Source organism: Candidatus Pelagibacter sp. (assembly GCF_052049995.1).
GTDB lineage: Bacteria > Pseudomonadota > Alphaproteobacteria > Pelagibacterales > Pelagibacteraceae > Pelagibacter.
Genome location: NZ_JBNGYX010000005.1, coordinates 48,924 through 67,139 on the forward strand (window position 1 = coordinate 48,924; position 18,216 = coordinate 67,139).

Consider the following 18,216-nt stretch of genomic DNA (forward strand, 5'->3'; position numbering starts at 1 on the left):
TTTATTTTCTCCTAATTCGTTTTACTACAGATTGAGCGTGTCCAGTCAACCCTTCGTAATTTGCAAGTGTTATAACTGATGGTCCAAGACTTTCAATACCCTTTTTTGATAAGTTTATATATGAAATCCTTTTATAAAATTCATTTACACTTATACCGCTTGAGTATTTTGCAGAACCATTTGTTGGTAACACATGGTTTGATCCAACATTATAATCAGTCATTGCCATCACTGCATATTTTCCTAAACATATTGATCCTGAATTTTTTATTTTTGGAACTAACGATTTATAATTTTTAATATTTAATTCTAAATGTTCTGGTGCAATTTTATTTACAACACTTATTATTTTAGCGTCTGAAGAGATATGCATAAGAATTCCATTGTTAACTAAACTTCTTCTTGCAACAGAAGCTCTTGGAATTTCTTTTAATTGTTTAGTAATTTCAATTTTTACTTTATCTAGCAAATTTTTATCTTTAGAAATCAAAATACATTGTGCAAGAATATCATGTTCAGCTTGTCCAATTAAATCACTTGCAACCCACTCAGGATTTGAGAATTTATCACAAACTACAGTCACTTCTGAAGGACCTGCAGTCATACCTTCAATTCCAACAACACCAAAAACTTCTTTTTTTGCTGCCGCAACATATGCGTTTCCTGGACCAACTATTTTATGAACTTTTTTAATTTTTTTAGTCCCATAAGATACTGCTGCAATAGCAGAAGGGCCCCCGATAGAATAAATTTCTTTTATTCTACATTTTTTTGCAGCGTATAAAACGGCTGGATTTTGTTTTCCTTTATGGCCTGGATTAATCATAACTATTCTCTTAACACCTGCTACAATTGCTGGAATAGCATTCATCAATACACTTGATGGGTATGAAGCAGTAGAACCAGGAACATAAATTGCAACAGACTCTAAAGGCACATATTTATATTCAAGTTTATTTTTAAATTTATCTGTATAAGAAATATTTTTAAATTTTTGAAGTGAATGAAATTTATAAATTCTATTATAAGCCGTATCGATTGCTTTCTTTACTTTTTTATCAAGTGAATTTATAGATTTTTTTATTTGTTTTAAGCTTGGAATAATTACGTTATTTTGATTATATCTTTTCTCGTATTTTAATAATGCTTTATCTCCATTTTTTTTAACATCTTTGATTATATTTGCTACAGAGATAGAGTCTGATTGAATTTTTTTTTTTCTCTGTAAAAGCAAATTGTCTAAAAATTTATCAAAATTTTTACTTTTACTATTTAATATTTTCATAACTATTTTATTTCACTTTGATCCTCTAATCTTGCTTCAATAGTTTCTGTGGTTAAAGCAATATGAGCATTGTTATTAAAAATAAGATTTATTTCATAAACATCATTATTTTTCAAATAATCTATACCTATTAGTTCTAAAACTTTTTCTTGATTTGATTGATCAATGTTCTTTGATCTTACTTTATCAACAAAATCAAACCTGCAAATGCTATTAATTTTTTTATCTTCTTGATCACTTTCAACCTTAGTTCTTTCAATTGATAATAAAAAAACCTTATTGGATGCGAGATATTTTATATCAGCAATTTTAACCTTAGCACCTGAACTACAAGCTGAAATCATTTGTAACCCTTCTTGATCGCTTGCTATTATTTTTGCAAAATATTTATTCACTATTTTAATCTTTTAATTTTAACACCTATTTTTTTTAATTTATTTTCTATTTTTTCATAACCTCTGTCTAAATGATAAATTCTGTTAATACGTGATTTACCATTAGATACTATAGCTGCAAGAACCAAAGCAACAGAAGCTCTTAAATCACTAGACATCAATTCAGCACCAATGAATTTAGTATTTCCTTCTATCGTAGCAGTATTATTTTTAATATTTATTTTTGCTCCTAGTCTTTGTAATTCTGCAACATGCATAAATCTATTTTCAAAAATACTTTCAGTTATTGAGCTTTTACCAACTGCTTTACACATCAAAACCATCAATTGTGCTTGAAGGTCTGTAGGAATTCCTGGAAACGCTCTAGTTTTGATGCTTTTTATTGATTTTATTTTTTCAGGTCCTTTAATTAAAATTTTATTTTCACTTGTCTTAATTTTAGCACCAACTTTTTTTAGTAATTTTATTTCTGTACCAATAATTTTAGGATTTAAATTAATTATTTGTAAATTACCTTTTGCAAGTGTTGCAGCTACACAAAATGTGCCTGCTTCTATTCTATCGGCCATTACAGAATATTCAGTTTCATTTAAAGAATTTACACCTATGATTTTACAAACTCTTCCTGTCCATTTTATTTTCGCTCCAGCTTTATTTAAAAAATTTGTAAGGTCTTTAATCTCAGGTTCCGTTGCACAATTTTTTATAACTGTTTTTCCTTTTGCTAAACATGCTGCTATTATAGAATTTTCAGTTGCCCCAACACTTATCTTTGGAAAATTTATAATTGTTCCACTAAGTTTTCCTTTTGATTTTGCTAAAATATATCCATCTTTTAGTTCATATTTCATACCAAGTTTTTTTAATGCTGTTAGATGATAATTAACTGGTCTAGCACCAATTAAACAACCTCCAGGTAAAGAAATTTTTGATTTATGGTATTTTGAAATTAGTGGACCTAAAACTAAAATAGAACCACGCATTGTTTTGACTAAAGAATAACTAGCAAAAGTTTTCATATTTTTTTTATTTATAATTTTTGCTGTTTTTTTATCTCGTGATAAAATTATTTTAGAACCAAGGGACTTTAATAAATTTAACATTGTATTAATGTCTCTTACTCTTGGTAAATTTTTGATAACTACAGGTTTATCAAATAAAAGTGTTGCAGCTAATATAGGTAGGGATGCATTCTTCGAACCTGAAATTGAAACATTACCCTTGATTTTACAAGGGCCATTAATCAGAAATTTATCCATAAATTACTTTTTAATCTTAGCAACTTGAATTGTAGTTTGACCCTGATATTTACCGTTCTTTGATTTATAAGTTGTTTCTGGCTGAGTATCTGATTTGAAAAATAAAAATTGTGCAATTCCCTCATTTGAATAAATTTTTGCAGGGTTAGGTGTTGTATTACTTAGCTCAATTACAATATTACCTTCAAATTCATTTTCAATTGGAGTAACATTGCAAATAATTCCTGTCCTTGCATAAGTACTTTTTCCAACACAAATACATAAAACATCATTTGGTATTCTAAAATATTCTACTGTTTTAGCTAAAACGAATGAATTTGGTGGTATAATACAGTGTGGTCCTTTTCGTTCAATAAAGTTATCTTCAGAAAAATTCTTTGGATCAACCAAAGAACTATTTACATTAGTAAATATTCTATATTCATCGGAGATTCTTACATCATATCCCATACTACTTAATCCGTAAGAAATTTTTCCTTCTGAGACTTGATGATCCAAAAATGGCTCTATCATATTGTGCTCTTTGCACATTTTTTTAATCCAGGAATCAGGTTGAATTGACATTATTTATTCTTCTTTTTATTTTTTTTTTGGAAAAGTTTTCTTTTCTTCAAATTTTTTCTAAGCGCTAAGCTTAAACGCTCATTTTTTTCTTTTGAACTCATTCTTTATTTGGGTTAGTCAGGAAATCTAAAGAAATTGGTTTGTTAGGATCCAATACTGGTGATTTGTTTTCTTCTTTTTTTGGGCCTTCTTTAGCTAAACGTTTAGCTTTTTTTTCAGCAAGCTTTTTTTCCCTTTTAGCCTGCTTTTCCATAAGCTTATTGCCTTTGGTTGATTTATAATCGTAATGAATTCCCATAACATTTTCCTAAAATAGATATAAATCATATTGATCAAAAAATTAAGGCAATAATTTGAAAAAAATGCTTTATTATCAATAAAATACAATTTGTCTCTAAGCTCCTGTAGTTAAATGGTATAACAAGTCATTGGTAATGACTAGTTCCCTGGTCAGTACAGGGTGGGAGCACCACTAATCTTTAAAAAAAAAATTTTTTAAAATGATTGTTAGGAAAACTAATAGAAAAAATGCTAATAGTGGTAAGTATATCTCTGGAGAAAAAATAATATCCTTTAAGCTCGGCACTACCTCATTTTGATCTATTATTTTTTCTAATCCACTCCCAATTGAAACAGGTATAAATATTCCTGGCACAATTCCAATTAGTGTAGCAAAAAAATAGTTTTTAATTTTAACATTAAACAGTATCGGTAGTAGACATTGGATTTGCCATGGAATTCCACCTACAAATCTATAAAATAATAAGTATATAAATTCTGATTTTTTGAATTTACTTTCAAGATTTTGAAATTTTTTAAGAAATGTGTTCTTAATAAAGTCTTTTAAAAAATAATTACCAAAAATATATAGAAAAGTTGACCCAATTGTTAAACCTAAAACAACTAAGATTATTCCTATCCATTTTCCAAAAATAAAACCTCCAATTAAACCAACTGGAGTGCCAAATCCTAGGAAAGGAAAAACCCAAAGAATAGTAGAAATTAAAAAAATTATAGACATTAAGAATAAGTTTGACTCTTTAAGTTCCAATAAATAAATCTGATTATTTTTTATAAAATCATAAGATGTAATTTCTTCAAAGCTAAATTTTGAAAAAAAGAAATACAAAAATAAGCAAACAATTAATAAATAAGATAAGCCAATAAATAATTTAATTTTTTTTGTATTTTCCATGATTCTTCTTATTTTAATGCTTAATCTTCTATTTGCTATTTTAATTATTACTAATATAAAGGTCCAAAATTATAAAAAACTATATCAAATCTAATTATGAAAAGAACTTATCAACCCTCAAATAAAAAAAGAGCTCGAAAACACGGCTTTCGTTCAAAAATGAAAACTAAAGGTGGTAAAAAGCTCTTGGCTAGGAGAAGAGCAAGAGGAAGAAAATCACTAACTGTTTCAGTATAAAATAATGAAAAGCAAAATACTTGCTCTTTCAAAAAACGAAGAATTTAAAAATTTACTTAAACAAAAAAAGATTTCAAATAAATACGTAAGTATTTTTTTTGGAAAATTATTAAATAAAGATAAAAAAAGACTAAATATCAGTTTTGTGACAAAAAAAAAAATTGGTAGTGCAGTAAAGAGGAATAAAATTAAAAGAAGATTAAGAAACATTATGAATGAAGCTGTTAAAAAAGTAGAGATAAACTTTGATTATTCATTTCTTGTTATAGCCAAGTCTTCTATGCTAAATAATGAATACAAAATTATAAAAGAAACTCTTTTTCAGGATTTTGCAAAAATAAAATAATGAATATATTTACTTTAATTATAATTAAATTTATCAAAGCCTATAGATATTTGATTAGTCCATTATTGGGTCATTCATGTAGATATTTACCAACATGTTCTGAATACAGCATTGATGCTTTAAAAGAATACGGTTTTTTTAAAGGTTTATTAAAGAGTATAAAAAGAATTTTATCCTGCCATCCAATAAAATTTTTAGGGGGTGGTGAAGGGTTTGATCCAGTTAAAAAAGAAATAAAGGATAATAAATAATGGAAACGCGAAATATAATTGCTGCCATAAGTTTATCAGCTGCTGTAATTATATTATATTCGCTATTTTTTGCACCACCTCCTGTAACGAAAGAAAATTTAACTGAGAAAACCAAGACTGAACAGAATTCAGATGCACCTAGTCTTGATCAAAAAGAAAATATAACTGAAATTTCACGGGAAGAAGCGTTACAACAAAGTGAAAGAGTTCAATTTGAGAACCAAAGTATTGTTGGATCTATTTCATTAAAGGGGGCCGCAATAGACGATCTAACTTTCAAAGAATATAATGTTAGTTTGGAAAGTGATGAAAAAGTAAAATTTCTTGCACCACGAAGCTCTAAAGAAGGGTATATAATAGAAAGTGGTTTTATCACTGCTGATAAAAATATCGATATTCCAAATGCAGATTCAATTTGGTCAGTTTCTGGAAATAATAAATTAACTGATCAATCTCCTATAAAACTAAGTTGGACTAATGATCAAGGCATCACTTTTGAAAAAGAAATTGCATTAGATGATAAATTTTTATTCACAATAAAACAAAGAGTTATAAATTCTACTGATAAAAACTATGACTTCTATTCTTATGGACAAATTATAAGAAATCAAATCCCAGAAGGTTTAACCGATTTTTACATTCTTCATGAAGGTCCTATCGCTACATTAGACGAAGAGTTAATTGAGGAAGATTATGACGATATTGAAGAGAAAAAATTCTCAAGAACTGCTCAAAAAGGATGGTTAGGTCTTGGAGATAAATATTACATATCAACTCTAATTCCACCAAGAGAAAAAGAATTTAAAACTACGATGGATTACAAAAACAAGTACAGAATAAACTTTGTTACAACAGAACCATTAGAGTTAACAGGAAACTCTTCTATAGAAGAAAAATTGCAAGTAATAGTAGCTGCAAAAAGAGTTGATGTAATTGATGGGTACGCAGAATCATTAAAAATTGATAAATTTGATCTTACGATTGATTGGGGATTCTTATACTTTTTAACACGTCCTTTGTTTACTGCTTTAGAATATTTCTTTAAAATATTTGGTAATTATGGATTAGCAATTATTGCTGTGACCGTTTGTATTCGTGTAGCTTTTTTTCCACTTGCTAATTTTTCATTCAGAAGCATGGCTAAAATGAAAGCTCTTCAACCTGAGATGACAAGACTTAAGGAAGTACACAAAGATGACAAGATGAAATTACAACAAGCAATGATGGCCCTTTACAAGAAGGAAAAAGTAAATCCAATGTCTGGATGTTTGCCAATTCTGATTCAAATACCTGTATTTTTTGCTTTGTATAAAGTTTTATTTGTAACGATAGAAATGCGTCATATGCCTTTTTATGGTTGGATCCAAGATTTAAGTGCTAAGGATCCTACTTCTATATTTAATTTATTTGGATTGTTTCCTTATGACGTACCTTCTTTCCTTGTAATTGGAGCATGGCCAGTTGCTATGGGGATATCAATGTGGGTACAACAAAAGTTAAATCCCGCTCCAACAGATCCAATGCAAGCAAAAATATTTATGTTCTTCCCTTTATTTTTAACGGTAATTCTTGCACCATTCCCAAGTGGACTAGTAATTTATTGGACAGTTAATAACATTTTAACAATGGCTCAGCAGGTTGTAATAATGAAACGTACAACAGTTAAAACTGTAACCTAATTAAAAAATAATAAATGGACCTTGAAAAGATATTACCTAAAGATGGGCCACCAATTAATGAGGTAACTAAATATATTGAAAAATATAAAAATGATTTAATAGTAATTAAATACGGTGGAAATGTTTTAATTGATAGAAATGTATTTAATAATTTTATAACTGATCTTAGTATTTTAAATGAATTAGGCCTTGCAACTGTGGTAGTTCATGGTGGCGGACCTAGAATTAAAAGAGAGCTTGAAAAATCAAATATTCAATCAAAATTTATAAGAGGACTAAGAGTAACTGACAAAAATATAATTGATATTGTTGAGTCTGTTTTGATTGATTTTAATGATGACATTGTTAATTCTTTAAAAGACAAAGGAACAGAGGCAATATCTATTCACACAAAAAATTATAATGTTATAAAAACTATACCAGAAGCAGAAGAGCTAGGATTTGTAGGAATACCAAATGAGATTAATAATGAACAAATATTAAACATAATTAATCAAAATAAAATCCCTATAATTTCACCATTAGGCTTAGGGAAAGGAAATCAAACATATAATATTAATGGAGATACAGCCGCAATGGCCGTAGCAAAATCCTTAAAATCTAGAAGATTGTTGTTGATGACGAATGTAGATGGTGTTCTAGATAAAAATAAAAAACTAATTGAAGAAATCTCTTCATCTGAAATTTTGGAAAAGATTAAAGACGAAACTATTACTGAGGGCATGATACCTAAAATAAATGCTTGCTTAGATGCAATTAATAATGGTGTGACTGCAGTGGGTATAATTAATGGTACAAAACCGCATTCATGTTTATGGGAAATATTTTCTGACAAAGGCTCAGGAACATTAATAAGACAATGAAGGAATTAAAAAATATTAAGAACATATTATTTGATTGTGACGGGGTACTCTACAGTGACCTTGAGGGAGTATTTGGTCAAGTAAGTAAAAAAATGACTCAATATATTTCAAATAAATTAAATGTAGATTTAAAAGAAGCAAAAGAATTACAAACAAATTATTTTCATAAATATAACACAAGTCTTAATGGTTTAATGATACATCACGATATACCTCCAAGAGAGTTTTTAGACTACGTGCACGATATTAATTTAGATTTTTTAGAAAAAGATACTGCTTTAAGGAATGAGCTAGAAAATATTAATCTAAACAAATTTGTGTTTACAAATGGTAGCAAAGAACATGTTAAAAATATTATTACTCACTTAGGAATTGAAGATCAATTTGACGGTGTATTTGATATTGTCGATGCTGAATACAGTCCAAAACCTGAGGCAAAAGCATTTGATCTGATGGTGAAAAAATTTCAAATTGATCCAACTGAAACACTTTACATTGAAGATATCGCAAAAAATCTTTCAATTGGAAAAGAAAGAGGAGCAAAAACAGTTTGGTTAATCAATGATGAATACTGGGGGAAAAAAGAGTCTGATGAAGACTATATTGATTACAAAATTGAAAATCTTTCTTTATTTTTAAAAGAAATAAGGTTATTAAAAAACCCATAAAACTATGAGTATTGAGAAAATTATAAATGAAGCTTGGGAAAATAAAGACCAAGTAAGTCAAAATTCAGATAAATCTTTAAAGGATGCTGTGAATCAAATTATTGATAATTTAGACAGTGGAAAAGCAAGAGTAGCTGAAAAGATCAATGGTGAATGGGTTACACATCAACATCTAAAAAAAGCTATCATGTTAAGCTTTAGAATGTACCCAATGGAAAATTTAAATGGTCCATACAGTAGCTGGTATGACAAAGCTCATTTACTTAAAGGAAAAACAGCTGGATGGACAAAAGAAGATCATGAAAAAGCTGGTTTTAGAATGGTGCCTAATTCACCTGTAAGAAAAGGATCGTTTATAGGAAAGAATGCGGTTTTAATGCCATGTTATGTAAATATTGGTGCATATATTGATGAAGGAACAATGATGGATACATTTAGTCGTGCAGGAAGTTGTTGTCAGATTGGAAAAAATTGTCATATCTCAGCTGGTACTGGAGTTGGAGGTGTATTAGAACCTGCTCAAGCATTACCTACAATTATTGAAGACAACGTTTTCTTGGGAGCAATGTCAGAAGTAGTAGAAGGTGTGATAGTTGGAGAAGGCTCTGTATTAAGTATGGGGATGCTGATTACTCAAAGTACTAAAATAGTAAATAGGGCGACAGGCGAAATTACTTATGGAAAAATCCCTCCATACTCAGTTGTTGTACCAGGTTCTTTACCAGATAAAAATAATCCATCTGCACCATCTTTAAGCTGTGCTGTAATTATTAAACAAGTTGATGAAAAAACGAGATCTAAAACATCAGTTAACGATCTTTTAAGAGATTAAAATGCCAACAATAAATGAATTACAATTAGCTAAAGAGCTAATTAGGTTTCCATCAGTTACAAAAACTGATGCTGGTGTTATTAAATTTTTAGAAAAAAAATTAAAAAAAATCGGCTTTAAAACTAAAATTCTCGAGTTCAAAGATAAAAATAGTTATCCTGTAAAAAATCTTTACGCAAGACTTGGTACTGCAAGTCCAAATTTTTGTTATGCAGGTCATTTGGATGTAGTACCACCTGGTAATTTAAATGATTGGACTGTTAATCCCTTTAAACCAGTTGTTAAAAAAGGATACTTAATTGGCAGAGGTGCAAATGATATGAAAAGCTCAATAGCTGCATTTGTTGCTGCGGTTAGTAACTTTTCTATGAAAAACAAAAAATTTGTTGGCTCCATCAGCCTTCTAATTACTGGAGACGAAGAAGGAATTGCAATTAATGGGACGAAAAAAGTTGTTGAATATTTGAGGAAAAGAAAAGAAAAAATAGAATTTTGCTTAGTAGGAGAACCTACAAATCCAAATAAATTAGGAGAAATGATTAAAATTGGTCGTAGAGGTAGTATGACTGGAAAATTATCTGTCATTGGTATTCAAGGTCATGTAGCTTACCCAAATAGAGCTAACAATCCTTCAACAGCTTTGGTTCGAATACTCAAAAAGTTAAAAGAAATTAAATTTGATAGAGGTACAAAAGATTTTCAACCCACAAATTTGGAAATAACAAAAATTAACATTGATAATGCAGCTGACAATGTAATTCCAGAATTGGCTAGTGCATCCTTTAATATTAGATTTAATAACAAGCACACATCTTACAAATTAAAGAATAAAATTAATAAAATAATAAAACAAATTTGTAATAAAAATAAATCAAAATATAAAATTGAATATAGTGTTTCTGGTGAGGCCTTTTTAACCAAACCTAATAAAACTACATTTATGATACAAAATACAATTAAGAAAATTACTAGAATTAAACCTAAATTATCTACAACTGGTGGCACGTCTGATGCTAGATTCATAAGAAAAATAGCTCCATGTTTAGAATTTGGATTAGTGGGAAAAACTATGCATAAGGTAGGAGAATGTGTGTCCTTATCTGATTTAAAAAAATTAACTTTAATTTATACTAAAATCTTAGATAATTATTTTAAGTGAAAACTGGCTTAATTACATCAGATACATCTCAAAATCATGATACAGGTCCTGGGCATCCAGAACAAATAGCAAGAGTATCTGTCATAGTAGAAAATTTTAAAAAACTTAATAATAAAAATCTTATATGGAAGAAACCATCTAAAGTTTCAGATGATATTTTATTAACCACACATGAAAATAATTATTTAAATTTAGTAAAAAGTTCTTTCCCAAAAAAAGGTTTTTCTTCACTTGATGGTGATACTATCATTTCACCCGGAAGCAAAGAAGCAACTTTTGATGCAGTTGGATCAATAATTGCTGCAATTGATGGGGTGGAAAAAAAAGAATTTAGAAATGCCTTCTGTAGTGTTCGACCTCCTGGACATCATAGTTCACAAAATAAGGCTGCTGGTTTTTGCATTTTAAATTCAGTGAGTATTGGTGCAAATTATTTGTTGAAAAAATATAAATTTAAGAAAGTTGCAATAATAGATTTTGATGTACATCATGGAAATGGAACACAGGATATTTTTTATGAAAATGAAAATGTTCTCTTTATATCAACCCACCAATATCCCTACTACCCAGGAACTGGCTCAGAACAAGAAAGAGGTAAATTTAACAATATCTTTAATATACCTTTGCCAGCTGGCATAAGTTCACAAGAATATTTAAACGTATTTGACCGTGTATTAAAAAAATTAGAAGAGTTTAGACCTGAGTTTATATTGATTAGCGCTGGTTTTGACGCCCATGAAGATGACCCTCTCGCTCAATTTAATTTAAAAACAGAGGATTATTTTACTATTACTAAAAGAGTATTAGAGACTTCTAAAAAGTTTTGTAATGGAAAAGTTGTTTCAATTTTAGAGGGTGGTTATGACCTAAATGCACTTCGAGACAGTACTAAAAGACACGTTGATGCTCTTTTAGAATTTAATTGATAATTCTTAAGAAAACTCTAAATAAAAATTTCATGAAGTTGTATAAAATAAAAAAATCTGGCATTGATAATAATGGAAGAGGACTTTATGCAACTCGTGACATTAAAGAGGGAACCAAAATAATTGACTATGTCGGAAAACTTATAACAAAAAAACAAACACAAGATTCTGATAAGTACGATAATAGTAAACCAATATATTTATTCACAATTAATAAAAGATACGATCTAGATGGAGATTTTCCATGGAATACCGCAGGTTTAATTAATCATTCTTGTGATAATAATTGTGATTACGATGGAAAGGGATTGAAAATTTGGGTCAAAGCAATCAAAGATATTAAAAAAGGTGAGGAGTTTACCTGTGATTATGGATTTGGTTATGATGAAAACTACAAACAATTTCCTTGTAAATGTAAATCAAAAAACTGTTGTGGGTATATTGTAAGAGCTGAGTCTAGATGGCGAATAAATAAAAAGTTTGCTATGAGCAATAAAAATCAATTAATAAAGAACTCTAAATAAAAATAAACCACTTGGTGGTGCTGGAGGAGCACACAGTGTTCTTTTTTTTAACTTAAATCTCTTTTCAAAAGTTTTCAAATCCCATTTAGTTTCTCCCAAGTATTTTAAACAACCAACCATAGATCTAACCTGATGTTGTAAAAATGATTGAGAACTAAATTGAAATTCAATTTTATTTTTTGATGATTTAATTTTAATTGATTTAATAGTTTTAATTGGACTTTTAGCGTGACAGCTTGAAGATCTAAAAGTTGAATAATCATTAGTTCCTAATAACTTTTTTGCTCCCTTTTTCATTAAGTCTAAATTTAAAGGCCTACGAACATGCCATGCTCTATTTTTTTCAATTATTGGTTGGCTTATTTGATTAAAAATAAAGTATTTATAAATTCTTTGTTTTGCTGAAAATCTAGCATGAAATTTATTATTTCTTTTTTTAATATTTTTAATTGCAATGTCCTTTAAATTTAAAAAATGATTAATGGATTTTAAAAATTTAATTTTATCGGTTATTTTATTTTTGCAATCAAAGTGTGCAGATTGCTCAAATGCATGAACCCCTGCATCAGTTCTTCCTTGACCATGTAAAGCAATTTTTTCTTTTAATAATTTTGATAATTTTTCTTGAATTAATCCTTGAATTGTCGGACCCTTTTTTTGAATTTGCCAACCTCTAAAATTTGTCCCTACATACTCGATAAGTATTTGGTATCTATTCATTATAAAAATGAACCCTTTTTAATTTGTGTTCCTAAAACAAATTCCCCAATACTTTGAGGTTTTTTTCCTTGTCTTTGTATTTCTTTAATTTTTATTGATTTTTTATCTCCACATGAAATTTCTAAATGGTCAGATAAAACCTCACCTGGTTTTCCTTGTGATTGTCCAATTTCTGCTTTTAATATTTTATATCTCTCACCGTTAAACATGAAATAAGCTCCTGGAACTGGATAAAGTCCATTTATTTTACCAATTATAATTTTAGCATCTTCTTTCCAATTAATCTGCCCCTCTAATTTTTGAATTTTTGGTGCGTATGTCGCTGATGAGTGATCTTGTTCTATAAAGTTTGCTTTATCCTCATATATATCATCGATATTATCTAAAATTTTCTCTGCAGCCAAACTTGATAGCTTTTCATTAATATCTTCAGCGTTTAAATTACTCTCTATATTAATTTTATAAATATTACATACAGGTCCTGTATCTAGTTCCTCTCCTATTTTCATAATACTAATTCCTGTCTCTTTATCTAAATTCATAATTGATCTTTGAATAGGAGCAGCACCTCTCCATTTTGGAAGAATAGATGCATGTATATTAATAAATCCTTTTTTAGTTAAATTTAAATATGACTTTGGTATAATTTGACCATAAGCAACAACTATTACTAAATCTGCCTCTAAAGATTTAAAATACTCTAACTCCTCTAAATTTTCTTTTAATGAATTTGGTGTTCTAAATTCTATGTTTAAAGTTTCTGAAATTAATTGAATTGGTGACTTGTTAATTTTTTGACCTCTTTTAGATTTTTGAGGTGGTTGTGTATAAACGCAAGAAATAGGATATCCATTTTGATAAAGTGATTTTAAAATTGGAACAGCGAACATGGGTGTACCCATAAAAACTATTTTCTTTAGCATGTTTAAAGAACTGCTGCTGTAGATTTTTTCTTAGATAATTTTTTAATTATCATTGACCTTTTTAATTTTGAGAGATAATCAATAAATAGTATGCCCTCTAAATGGTCCATTTCATGCTGAATACATGTTGCAAGAAGACCATCTGCCTTTAACAATTTCTTTTCTCCATCATAATCAAGATATTCTACTTCACACTTACTAGGTCTATCAATTTCTGCAAACTGATTTGGCACAGAAAGACATCCTTCCTCATAAGTTGCTTTTTCTGGATCTTTATTTTTTATAACTGGATTTACGAAATATCTTGGCTCTTTTTTATTCTCATCTTTACTAATATCCATTACAATAATTCTTTTTGGTACACCAACTTGTATCGCTGCGAGACCAATTCCGTTTGCGTCATACATTGTCTCAAGCATATCATCCATCAATTTTCGCTCTTCTTTACCAACACCATTGACTGGTTTAGAAATTTGTCTAAGTAATTTATTGGGTTCTGTTATTATAGTTCTGATAGCCATAACTTGATTTTATTATAATTTTTATACTTTTAAAGGAAGAACTTTTAGCAATAGTTTATTTCTAATTAAATCAACATTTAATTGATTTAAAGTATTGATAATAAAATAAACTGTATCTTCATCAATATTTTCAATTTTGTCAGGTCCAATTACCTCAATTATTCTCAACAATGCGGCACCAATCTCGTTATTATCTATCATTGTTTGAATATCGGCAGGCATTTCTGATTGCTTCACCTCATAAAGACCGTCGTATTTTTTTGAAATTTCAACTCCATCAGATTTAAGCGCCTCTAAAAAAATTATATCTTTTTTCGATAAAAAATATTTTTTATCTTTTTTAATTTTCTTTAGAAATTTATCTAGATCCTCTTCAATTTTAGATTTTGCATAATCCCCATTGAAATAATTTATAAGTTTTGATTGATGTAAAATTTTACTATTATATTTAATCTTTTTATCTACTGTCTCTTTCTTGTTTAGATTTCTATTATAAAATGTTGTAAAATTTGATGGAACATCCTCAAGATTAATTTCGCTTAAAAATTTTTTTAATTCTAAATCAAAGGCGTCGCCTATTTCATCAGATATGAATAGATCCTTTAAAATCTTTATAAATTCTAATTTGATTTTTGGTTCCTCTGTTAAAAGAGTTCTTTGATATAAAAGAGCACGTCCCTCGATCGGAGATAAAGATTTATACGCCTCTTTTGCATTTAAAAATTGATTAATATTAAATTGGAATTTTTTATAAAATTCGAACAACTCCTCCTCAGAATAATTTTTATCATTAACAGCTTTTTCTATTGTAGAAATTTTTTCTACATCAGTAATTTCTATATCTTGAATTTTAAAAAGTAAATTAGCAGATGAAAGATATTTCCAAATTATTTTTGGTGTTTCCTCTGTTGGTTCGTAAGAAAACTCAGAGTTAGTTCTATGAGCTAAATGAAAATCTAAAATTGAATTTGTTGATATTTCTTTATCTGGCTCATCTAGATATCCAAATAGATAATTTATTTTATTTTCGTAATAACTGTCTTCGAAACCTAATTCTTTTTTTAAATCTAAGATTAGTTGTGCTTCTTCATTTTTTCCATAATTGATTAAACAATATAAATTAAATTTTGATAGATATTCATCTTGAATGGGTTCAGAATTTTTAGAAAAAATCTCACATGATTTTTTTATGTTTGATTCTGATAAATAAGTATCTACCAAATATTTTGTTAAATTTGGATGCAAATTTATTATTTGATTTTTAATTAAATACTCTTCTATTAATTCTAAGTTTGCATCCTTTATTAACCAATCAGATTTAAAGCTCATAAATTCTTGCTCTGTAATATTTTGAGTTGGGGAATAAGCGTTAGTTAATAAAGATATGTGCATTATATCAGATGCATCATCAGAAAGATTAAATTTATTAATATTCTCAAATAAATTTTTTAATTTATTTCCATCAGAATTTGACCACATATCCATACTCAAACCGTATTCACTAGGATCATATAACCCAACAATTTTAATTTCTTTTGAGGAAAATTCTTTATCAAGTTTAATAGTATCAGTTTGTTTATTTGTTTGTAGTTCGTAAACACTATTCTGAGTAGTGCCACTAGAATTTTCACTCGAAATATTTGTTTCTGAAATAACCTGATTATTTTTTTTTTCTATATTCCAAATATCAATTGGTTTCTCTTCTGAAAATACAGGTGTAAAAAAAATAAGACAAACTAATGTAATTGAAAGAATTTTTTTATTTAACAATTTTAAAATTTTCATTTGGAATAATTTTTTCAATTTCTTTTTTAGGTGCAGGAAAATCAATTGTACTTAGAAAAAAAATAATACCTAAAATAACCCCTAATCCGATTATAGATTTAATCACAAGTCCTATGATACTTGCTTTGCCTGAACTTGTGTTTTTAGTGAATTGCATATACTTTTAGATAATTTCAAATTAAGACATATTTATGTTTTTTCAATAAAGAAACTTATGAAATCAAAAGAAAATCTAGTTTTTTTGGGGATGATGGGTTCTGGAAAGAGCTCTATTGGATCTTTAGTAGCTAAGAAATTAAAATTTAATTTTATCGATATTGATAAAGAAATTGAAAAAAATTTAAACATTACAATAAAAAAAATCTTTGAAGTTAAGGGTGAGAATTATTTTAGAAAAATTGAAGAACAAACAACTTTAAAAAAACTTAAATTAAGCTCTACTGTGATTTCACTTGGTGGAGGAGCTTTTACAAATAACAATATTAGGAAAGAAATTTTAAAAAATCATTTATCTTTTTGGCTAAATTGGGATGATAAAACATTGTTAAATAGAATTAAAAACAGTAAAAAAAGGCCATTAGCGATTAATGCAACAGATACTGAGTTAATTGATTTAATTAAGAAACGATCTAACATTTATTCTAAAGCTCTATATGAGATAAAATGTGATAATCTTACTAAAATTGAAATAGTAAAAAAAATTGTTGAAATTTATGAAACAAACTAGATTAAATATAGTAACTAAAACTGAAAAATATCCAATAATTATTGGATCAAATTTGACCTCAAGTGTATCAAAAATTTTTAAATCTAATTCAATTGATTTTGATAAATGTTTAATCGTTGTTGATAAAAATGTTCCAAAAAAATTTATCTCGAATATTAAAAAGTCTTTGAAAAATAAAAGTATTTTTGTGTTTTTTTTTAATGCTAGTGAAAAAAATAAAAATATTAATAGCGTTAATAAAATTCTAGAAGTTTTATTAAATAAAAACTTTTCAAGAAATGATGTTTTAATTTCTTTAGGAGGAGGAATTACAGGCGATGTAAGTGGTTTTGCGGCTAGTCTTTTTAAAAGGGGCCTAAAGTTTGCAAACATTCCAACAACTCTTTTAGCTCAAGTTGATTCATCAATAGGTGGAAAAACTGGAGTTAATTCTAAGTATGGTAAAAACCTAGTAGGAAGTTTTTATCAACCATCATTGGTTCTCTCAGATATTCAATTTCTTAAATCTTTATCAAAAAGAGAGTTAATTTGTGGATATGGAGAAATATTGAAGCATTCATTAATTGAGAATAAAAAATTTTTTATTTTCTTAAATAAAAATCTTCAAAAGATTTTAAGTCTTTCATCTCCATTTATTGAAAAAGCTATCTATGAAAGTTGTAAAATTAAAAAAAAGATAGTCGAAAAAGATGAAAAAGAAACAGCATTAAGAAAAGTATTAAATTTTGGCCATACATTTGCCCATGCTTATGAAGCAGGCTTAGGGTACAGCCATAAACTAAATCATGGTGAAGCTGTGATACTTGGAATGAAAACAGCACTGAGTTTTAGTTTTAAGGAAAACCTGCTAAATAAAAGTGAATATAATTTAATTGTAAATCATATTGATAATTCTGGTCTACCTTCTTCTATAAAAAAATATTTTTCTATAAAAGATTTAAATAAGATTTTATCTTTTATGATCAAAGATAAAAAAAATAATTCTAAAAAAATTAACTTAGTTTTGTTAAAAAAAATTGGTAAGCCAATTTTTAACAAACAATACTCAAAAAAAAAGTTAAATTTATTTCTAAAAAATTTTTTAACTAATTAAAATTTGGATTGAGTGAATAAAGTCTTTTAATTCTTGATCCAAAATCTTGTAAATTTTTTTATTACTTTCAATTTTATTCATTTTTTTTAGTTCTTCAGAAACAATAATTAATTTTAAATGATATTTTCCCTCTTGATTTCCTTTGTGATTTTTATGAATAAAAGATTTATCCTCAATATTTATACTTTCAATATTAATTTGATTTAATAATTTATTTTTTACAATTGTAATTAACTCATTTATATCCATATATGTTATTATATA

Annotated in this window: 24 protein-coding genes; 12 read left to right on the plus strand and 12 right to left on the minus strand. The window is 27.7% G+C overall.

Features of this window, described 5'->3' with window-relative positions; genetic code table 11:
- Position 1 precedes the first annotated feature (1 nt).
- The 6 genes from hisD to ACTT9Y_RS05100 all read right to left on the minus strand — a co-directional run bounded on the left by hisD (position 2) and on the right by ACTT9Y_RS05100 (position 4,698).
- Positions 2-1,285, minus strand: a complete 1,284-nt coding sequence (gene hisD / locus ACTT9Y_RS05075) for a histidinol dehydrogenase (protein WP_440933312.1) — start codon at positions 1,283-1,285, stop codon at positions 2-4.
- A gap of 2 nt (positions 1,286-1,287) precedes the next feature.
- Positions 1,288-1,680: a DUF2948 family protein gene (locus tag ACTT9Y_RS05080; protein ID WP_440933313.1), complete on the minus strand. Its 393-nt coding sequence runs from the start codon at positions 1,678-1,680 to the stop codon at positions 1,288-1,290.
- Positions 1,680-2,939 (minus strand): UDP-N-acetylglucosamine 1-carboxyvinyltransferase, encoded by a 1,260-nt coding sequence (murA, locus tag ACTT9Y_RS05085; RefSeq protein ID WP_440933314.1) that lies wholly within the window; start codon positions 2,937-2,939, stop codon positions 1,680-1,682. Before murA ends, ACTT9Y_RS05080 begins: the two co-directional genes overlap by 1 nt.
- 3 nt (positions 2,940-2,942) lie before the next feature.
- Positions 2,943-3,503 (minus strand): dCTP deaminase, encoded by a 561-nt coding sequence (dcd, locus tag ACTT9Y_RS05090; protein ID WP_440933315.1) that lies wholly within the window; start codon positions 3,501-3,503, stop codon positions 2,943-2,945.
- A 97-nt stretch (positions 3,504-3,600) separates the two neighbouring features.
- On the minus strand, positions 3,601-3,801 hold the full coding sequence (locus ACTT9Y_RS05095) for a hypothetical protein (RefSeq protein WP_440933316.1): 201 nt from the start codon (positions 3,799-3,801) through the stop codon (positions 3,601-3,603).
- Positions 3,802-3,975: 174 nt separating this feature from the next.
- The gene (locus ACTT9Y_RS05100; RefSeq protein ID WP_440933317.1) at positions 3,976-4,698 is read right to left on the minus strand and encodes a TVP38/TMEM64 family protein; all 723 of its coding nucleotides are present in this window, start codon (positions 4,696-4,698) and stop codon (positions 3,976-3,978) included.
- 96 nt (positions 4,699-4,794) lie between these two features.
- Between ACTT9Y_RS05100 and rpmH the strand changes: the two genes are divergently transcribed.
- From rpmH to ACTT9Y_RS05150, 10 genes are read left to right on the plus strand one after another with little or no spacing between them, the layout of a single operon-like run.
- On the plus strand, positions 4,795-4,935 hold the full coding sequence (gene rpmH, locus ACTT9Y_RS05105) for a 50S ribosomal protein L34 (protein ID WP_023854404.1): 141 nt from the start codon (positions 4,795-4,797) through the stop codon (positions 4,933-4,935).
- 4 nt (positions 4,936-4,939) lie between these two features.
- On the plus strand, positions 4,940-5,281 hold the full coding sequence (rnpA, locus tag ACTT9Y_RS05110) for a ribonuclease P protein component (RefSeq protein ID WP_440933318.1): 342 nt from the start codon (positions 4,940-4,942) through the stop codon (positions 5,279-5,281).
- Entirely contained in the window at positions 5,281-5,532 is a 252-nt protein-coding gene (gene yidD / locus ACTT9Y_RS05115; RefSeq protein ID WP_440933319.1) for a membrane protein insertion efficiency factor YidD, read from the plus strand. Before rnpA ends, yidD begins: the two co-directional genes overlap by 1 nt.
- Positions 5,532-7,211 carry a membrane protein insertase YidC gene (gene yidC / locus ACTT9Y_RS05120; RefSeq protein WP_440933320.1) on the plus strand — a complete coding sequence of 560 codons (1,680 nt, stop codon included), beginning with the start codon at positions 5,532-5,534 and terminating at the stop codon, positions 7,209-7,211. Before yidD ends, yidC begins: the two co-directional genes overlap by 1 nt.
- A 14-nt stretch (positions 7,212-7,225) precedes the next feature.
- On the plus strand, positions 7,226-8,074 hold the full coding sequence (gene argB / locus ACTT9Y_RS05125) for an acetylglutamate kinase (RefSeq protein ID WP_440933321.1): 849 nt from the start codon (positions 7,226-7,228) through the stop codon (positions 8,072-8,074).
- Positions 8,071-8,742 (plus strand): pyrimidine 5'-nucleotidase, encoded by a 672-nt coding sequence (locus ACTT9Y_RS05130; protein ID WP_440933322.1) that lies wholly within the window; start codon positions 8,071-8,073, stop codon positions 8,740-8,742. The genes argB and ACTT9Y_RS05130 overlap by 4 nt, the downstream gene beginning before the upstream one ends.
- A 4-nt stretch (positions 8,743-8,746) precedes the next feature.
- Positions 8,747-9,574 (plus strand): 2,3,4,5-tetrahydropyridine-2,6-dicarboxylate N-succinyltransferase, encoded by an 828-nt coding sequence (gene dapD / locus ACTT9Y_RS05135; RefSeq protein ID WP_440933323.1) that lies wholly within the window; start codon positions 8,747-8,749, stop codon positions 9,572-9,574.
- A 1-nt stretch (position 9,575) separates the two neighbouring features.
- Positions 9,576-10,733 carry a succinyl-diaminopimelate desuccinylase gene (gene dapE / locus ACTT9Y_RS05140; protein ID WP_440933324.1) on the plus strand — a complete coding sequence of 386 codons (1,158 nt, stop codon included), beginning with the start codon at positions 9,576-9,578 and terminating at the stop codon, positions 10,731-10,733.
- Positions 10,730-11,659 (plus strand): histone deacetylase family protein, encoded by a 930-nt coding sequence (locus tag ACTT9Y_RS05145; RefSeq protein WP_440933325.1) that lies wholly within the window; start codon positions 10,730-10,732, stop codon positions 11,657-11,659. The genes dapE and ACTT9Y_RS05145 overlap by 4 nt, the downstream gene beginning before the upstream one ends.
- 32 nt (positions 11,660-11,691) lie before the next feature.
- The gene (locus ACTT9Y_RS05150) at positions 11,692-12,183 is read left to right on the plus strand and encodes an SET domain-containing protein (RefSeq protein ID WP_440933326.1); all 492 of its coding nucleotides are present in this window, start codon (positions 11,692-11,694) and stop codon (positions 12,181-12,183) included.
- Here the strand turns inward: ACTT9Y_RS05150 and truA are convergent.
- Genes truA through ACTT9Y_RS05175 form a run of 5 tightly spaced genes read right to left on the minus strand, consistent with a single transcriptional unit; the run spans position 12,163 to position 16,289 of the window.
- A complete protein-coding gene (truA, locus tag ACTT9Y_RS05155; RefSeq protein ID WP_440933327.1) occupies positions 12,163-12,903 on the minus strand; it encodes a tRNA pseudouridine(38-40) synthase TruA in 741 nt (246 codons plus the stop codon). The two genes, ACTT9Y_RS05150 and truA, sit on opposite strands and share 21 nt — an antisense overlap.
- On the minus strand, positions 12,903-13,826 hold the full coding sequence (gene fmt / locus ACTT9Y_RS05160; protein WP_440933328.1) for a methionyl-tRNA formyltransferase: 924 nt from the start codon (positions 13,824-13,826) through the stop codon (positions 12,903-12,905). The genes truA and fmt overlap by 1 nt, the downstream gene beginning before the upstream one ends.
- A 2-nt stretch (positions 13,827-13,828) precedes the next feature.
- Complete coding sequence (gene def, locus ACTT9Y_RS05165) at positions 13,829-14,347, minus strand: peptide deformylase (protein WP_440933329.1); 519 nt, start codon at positions 14,345-14,347, stop codon at positions 13,829-13,831.
- 21 nt (positions 14,348-14,368) lie between these two features.
- Complete coding sequence (locus tag ACTT9Y_RS05170; protein WP_440933330.1) at positions 14,369-16,132, minus strand: hypothetical protein; 1,764 nt, start codon at positions 16,130-16,132, stop codon at positions 14,369-14,371.
- Positions 16,107-16,289: a hypothetical protein gene (locus ACTT9Y_RS05175; RefSeq protein WP_440907384.1), complete on the minus strand. Its 183-nt coding sequence runs from the start codon at positions 16,287-16,289 to the stop codon at positions 16,107-16,109. The genes ACTT9Y_RS05170 and ACTT9Y_RS05175 overlap by 26 nt, the downstream gene beginning before the upstream one ends.
- Positions 16,290-16,346: 57 nt before the next feature.
- Between ACTT9Y_RS05175 and ACTT9Y_RS05180 the strand changes: the two genes are divergently transcribed.
- Together ACTT9Y_RS05180 and aroB are read left to right on the plus strand one after the other, a co-directional pair.
- Entirely contained in the window at positions 16,347-16,859 is a 513-nt protein-coding gene (locus ACTT9Y_RS05180) for a shikimate kinase (RefSeq protein WP_440933331.1), read from the plus strand.
- Positions 16,846-17,952, plus strand: coding sequence for a 3-dehydroquinate synthase (gene aroB / locus ACTT9Y_RS05185; protein ID WP_440933332.1), 1,107 nt, complete (start codon positions 16,846-16,848; stop codon positions 17,950-17,952). The genes ACTT9Y_RS05180 and aroB overlap by 14 nt, the downstream gene beginning before the upstream one ends.
- Here aroB and ACTT9Y_RS05190 read toward each other — a convergent pair.
- Positions 17,941-18,201 (minus strand): BolA family protein, encoded by a 261-nt coding sequence (locus tag ACTT9Y_RS05190; protein WP_440933333.1) that lies wholly within the window; start codon positions 18,199-18,201, stop codon positions 17,941-17,943. The genes aroB and ACTT9Y_RS05190 overlap by 12 nt on opposite strands.
- Between the last annotated feature and the right edge of the window lie 15 nt (positions 18,202-18,216).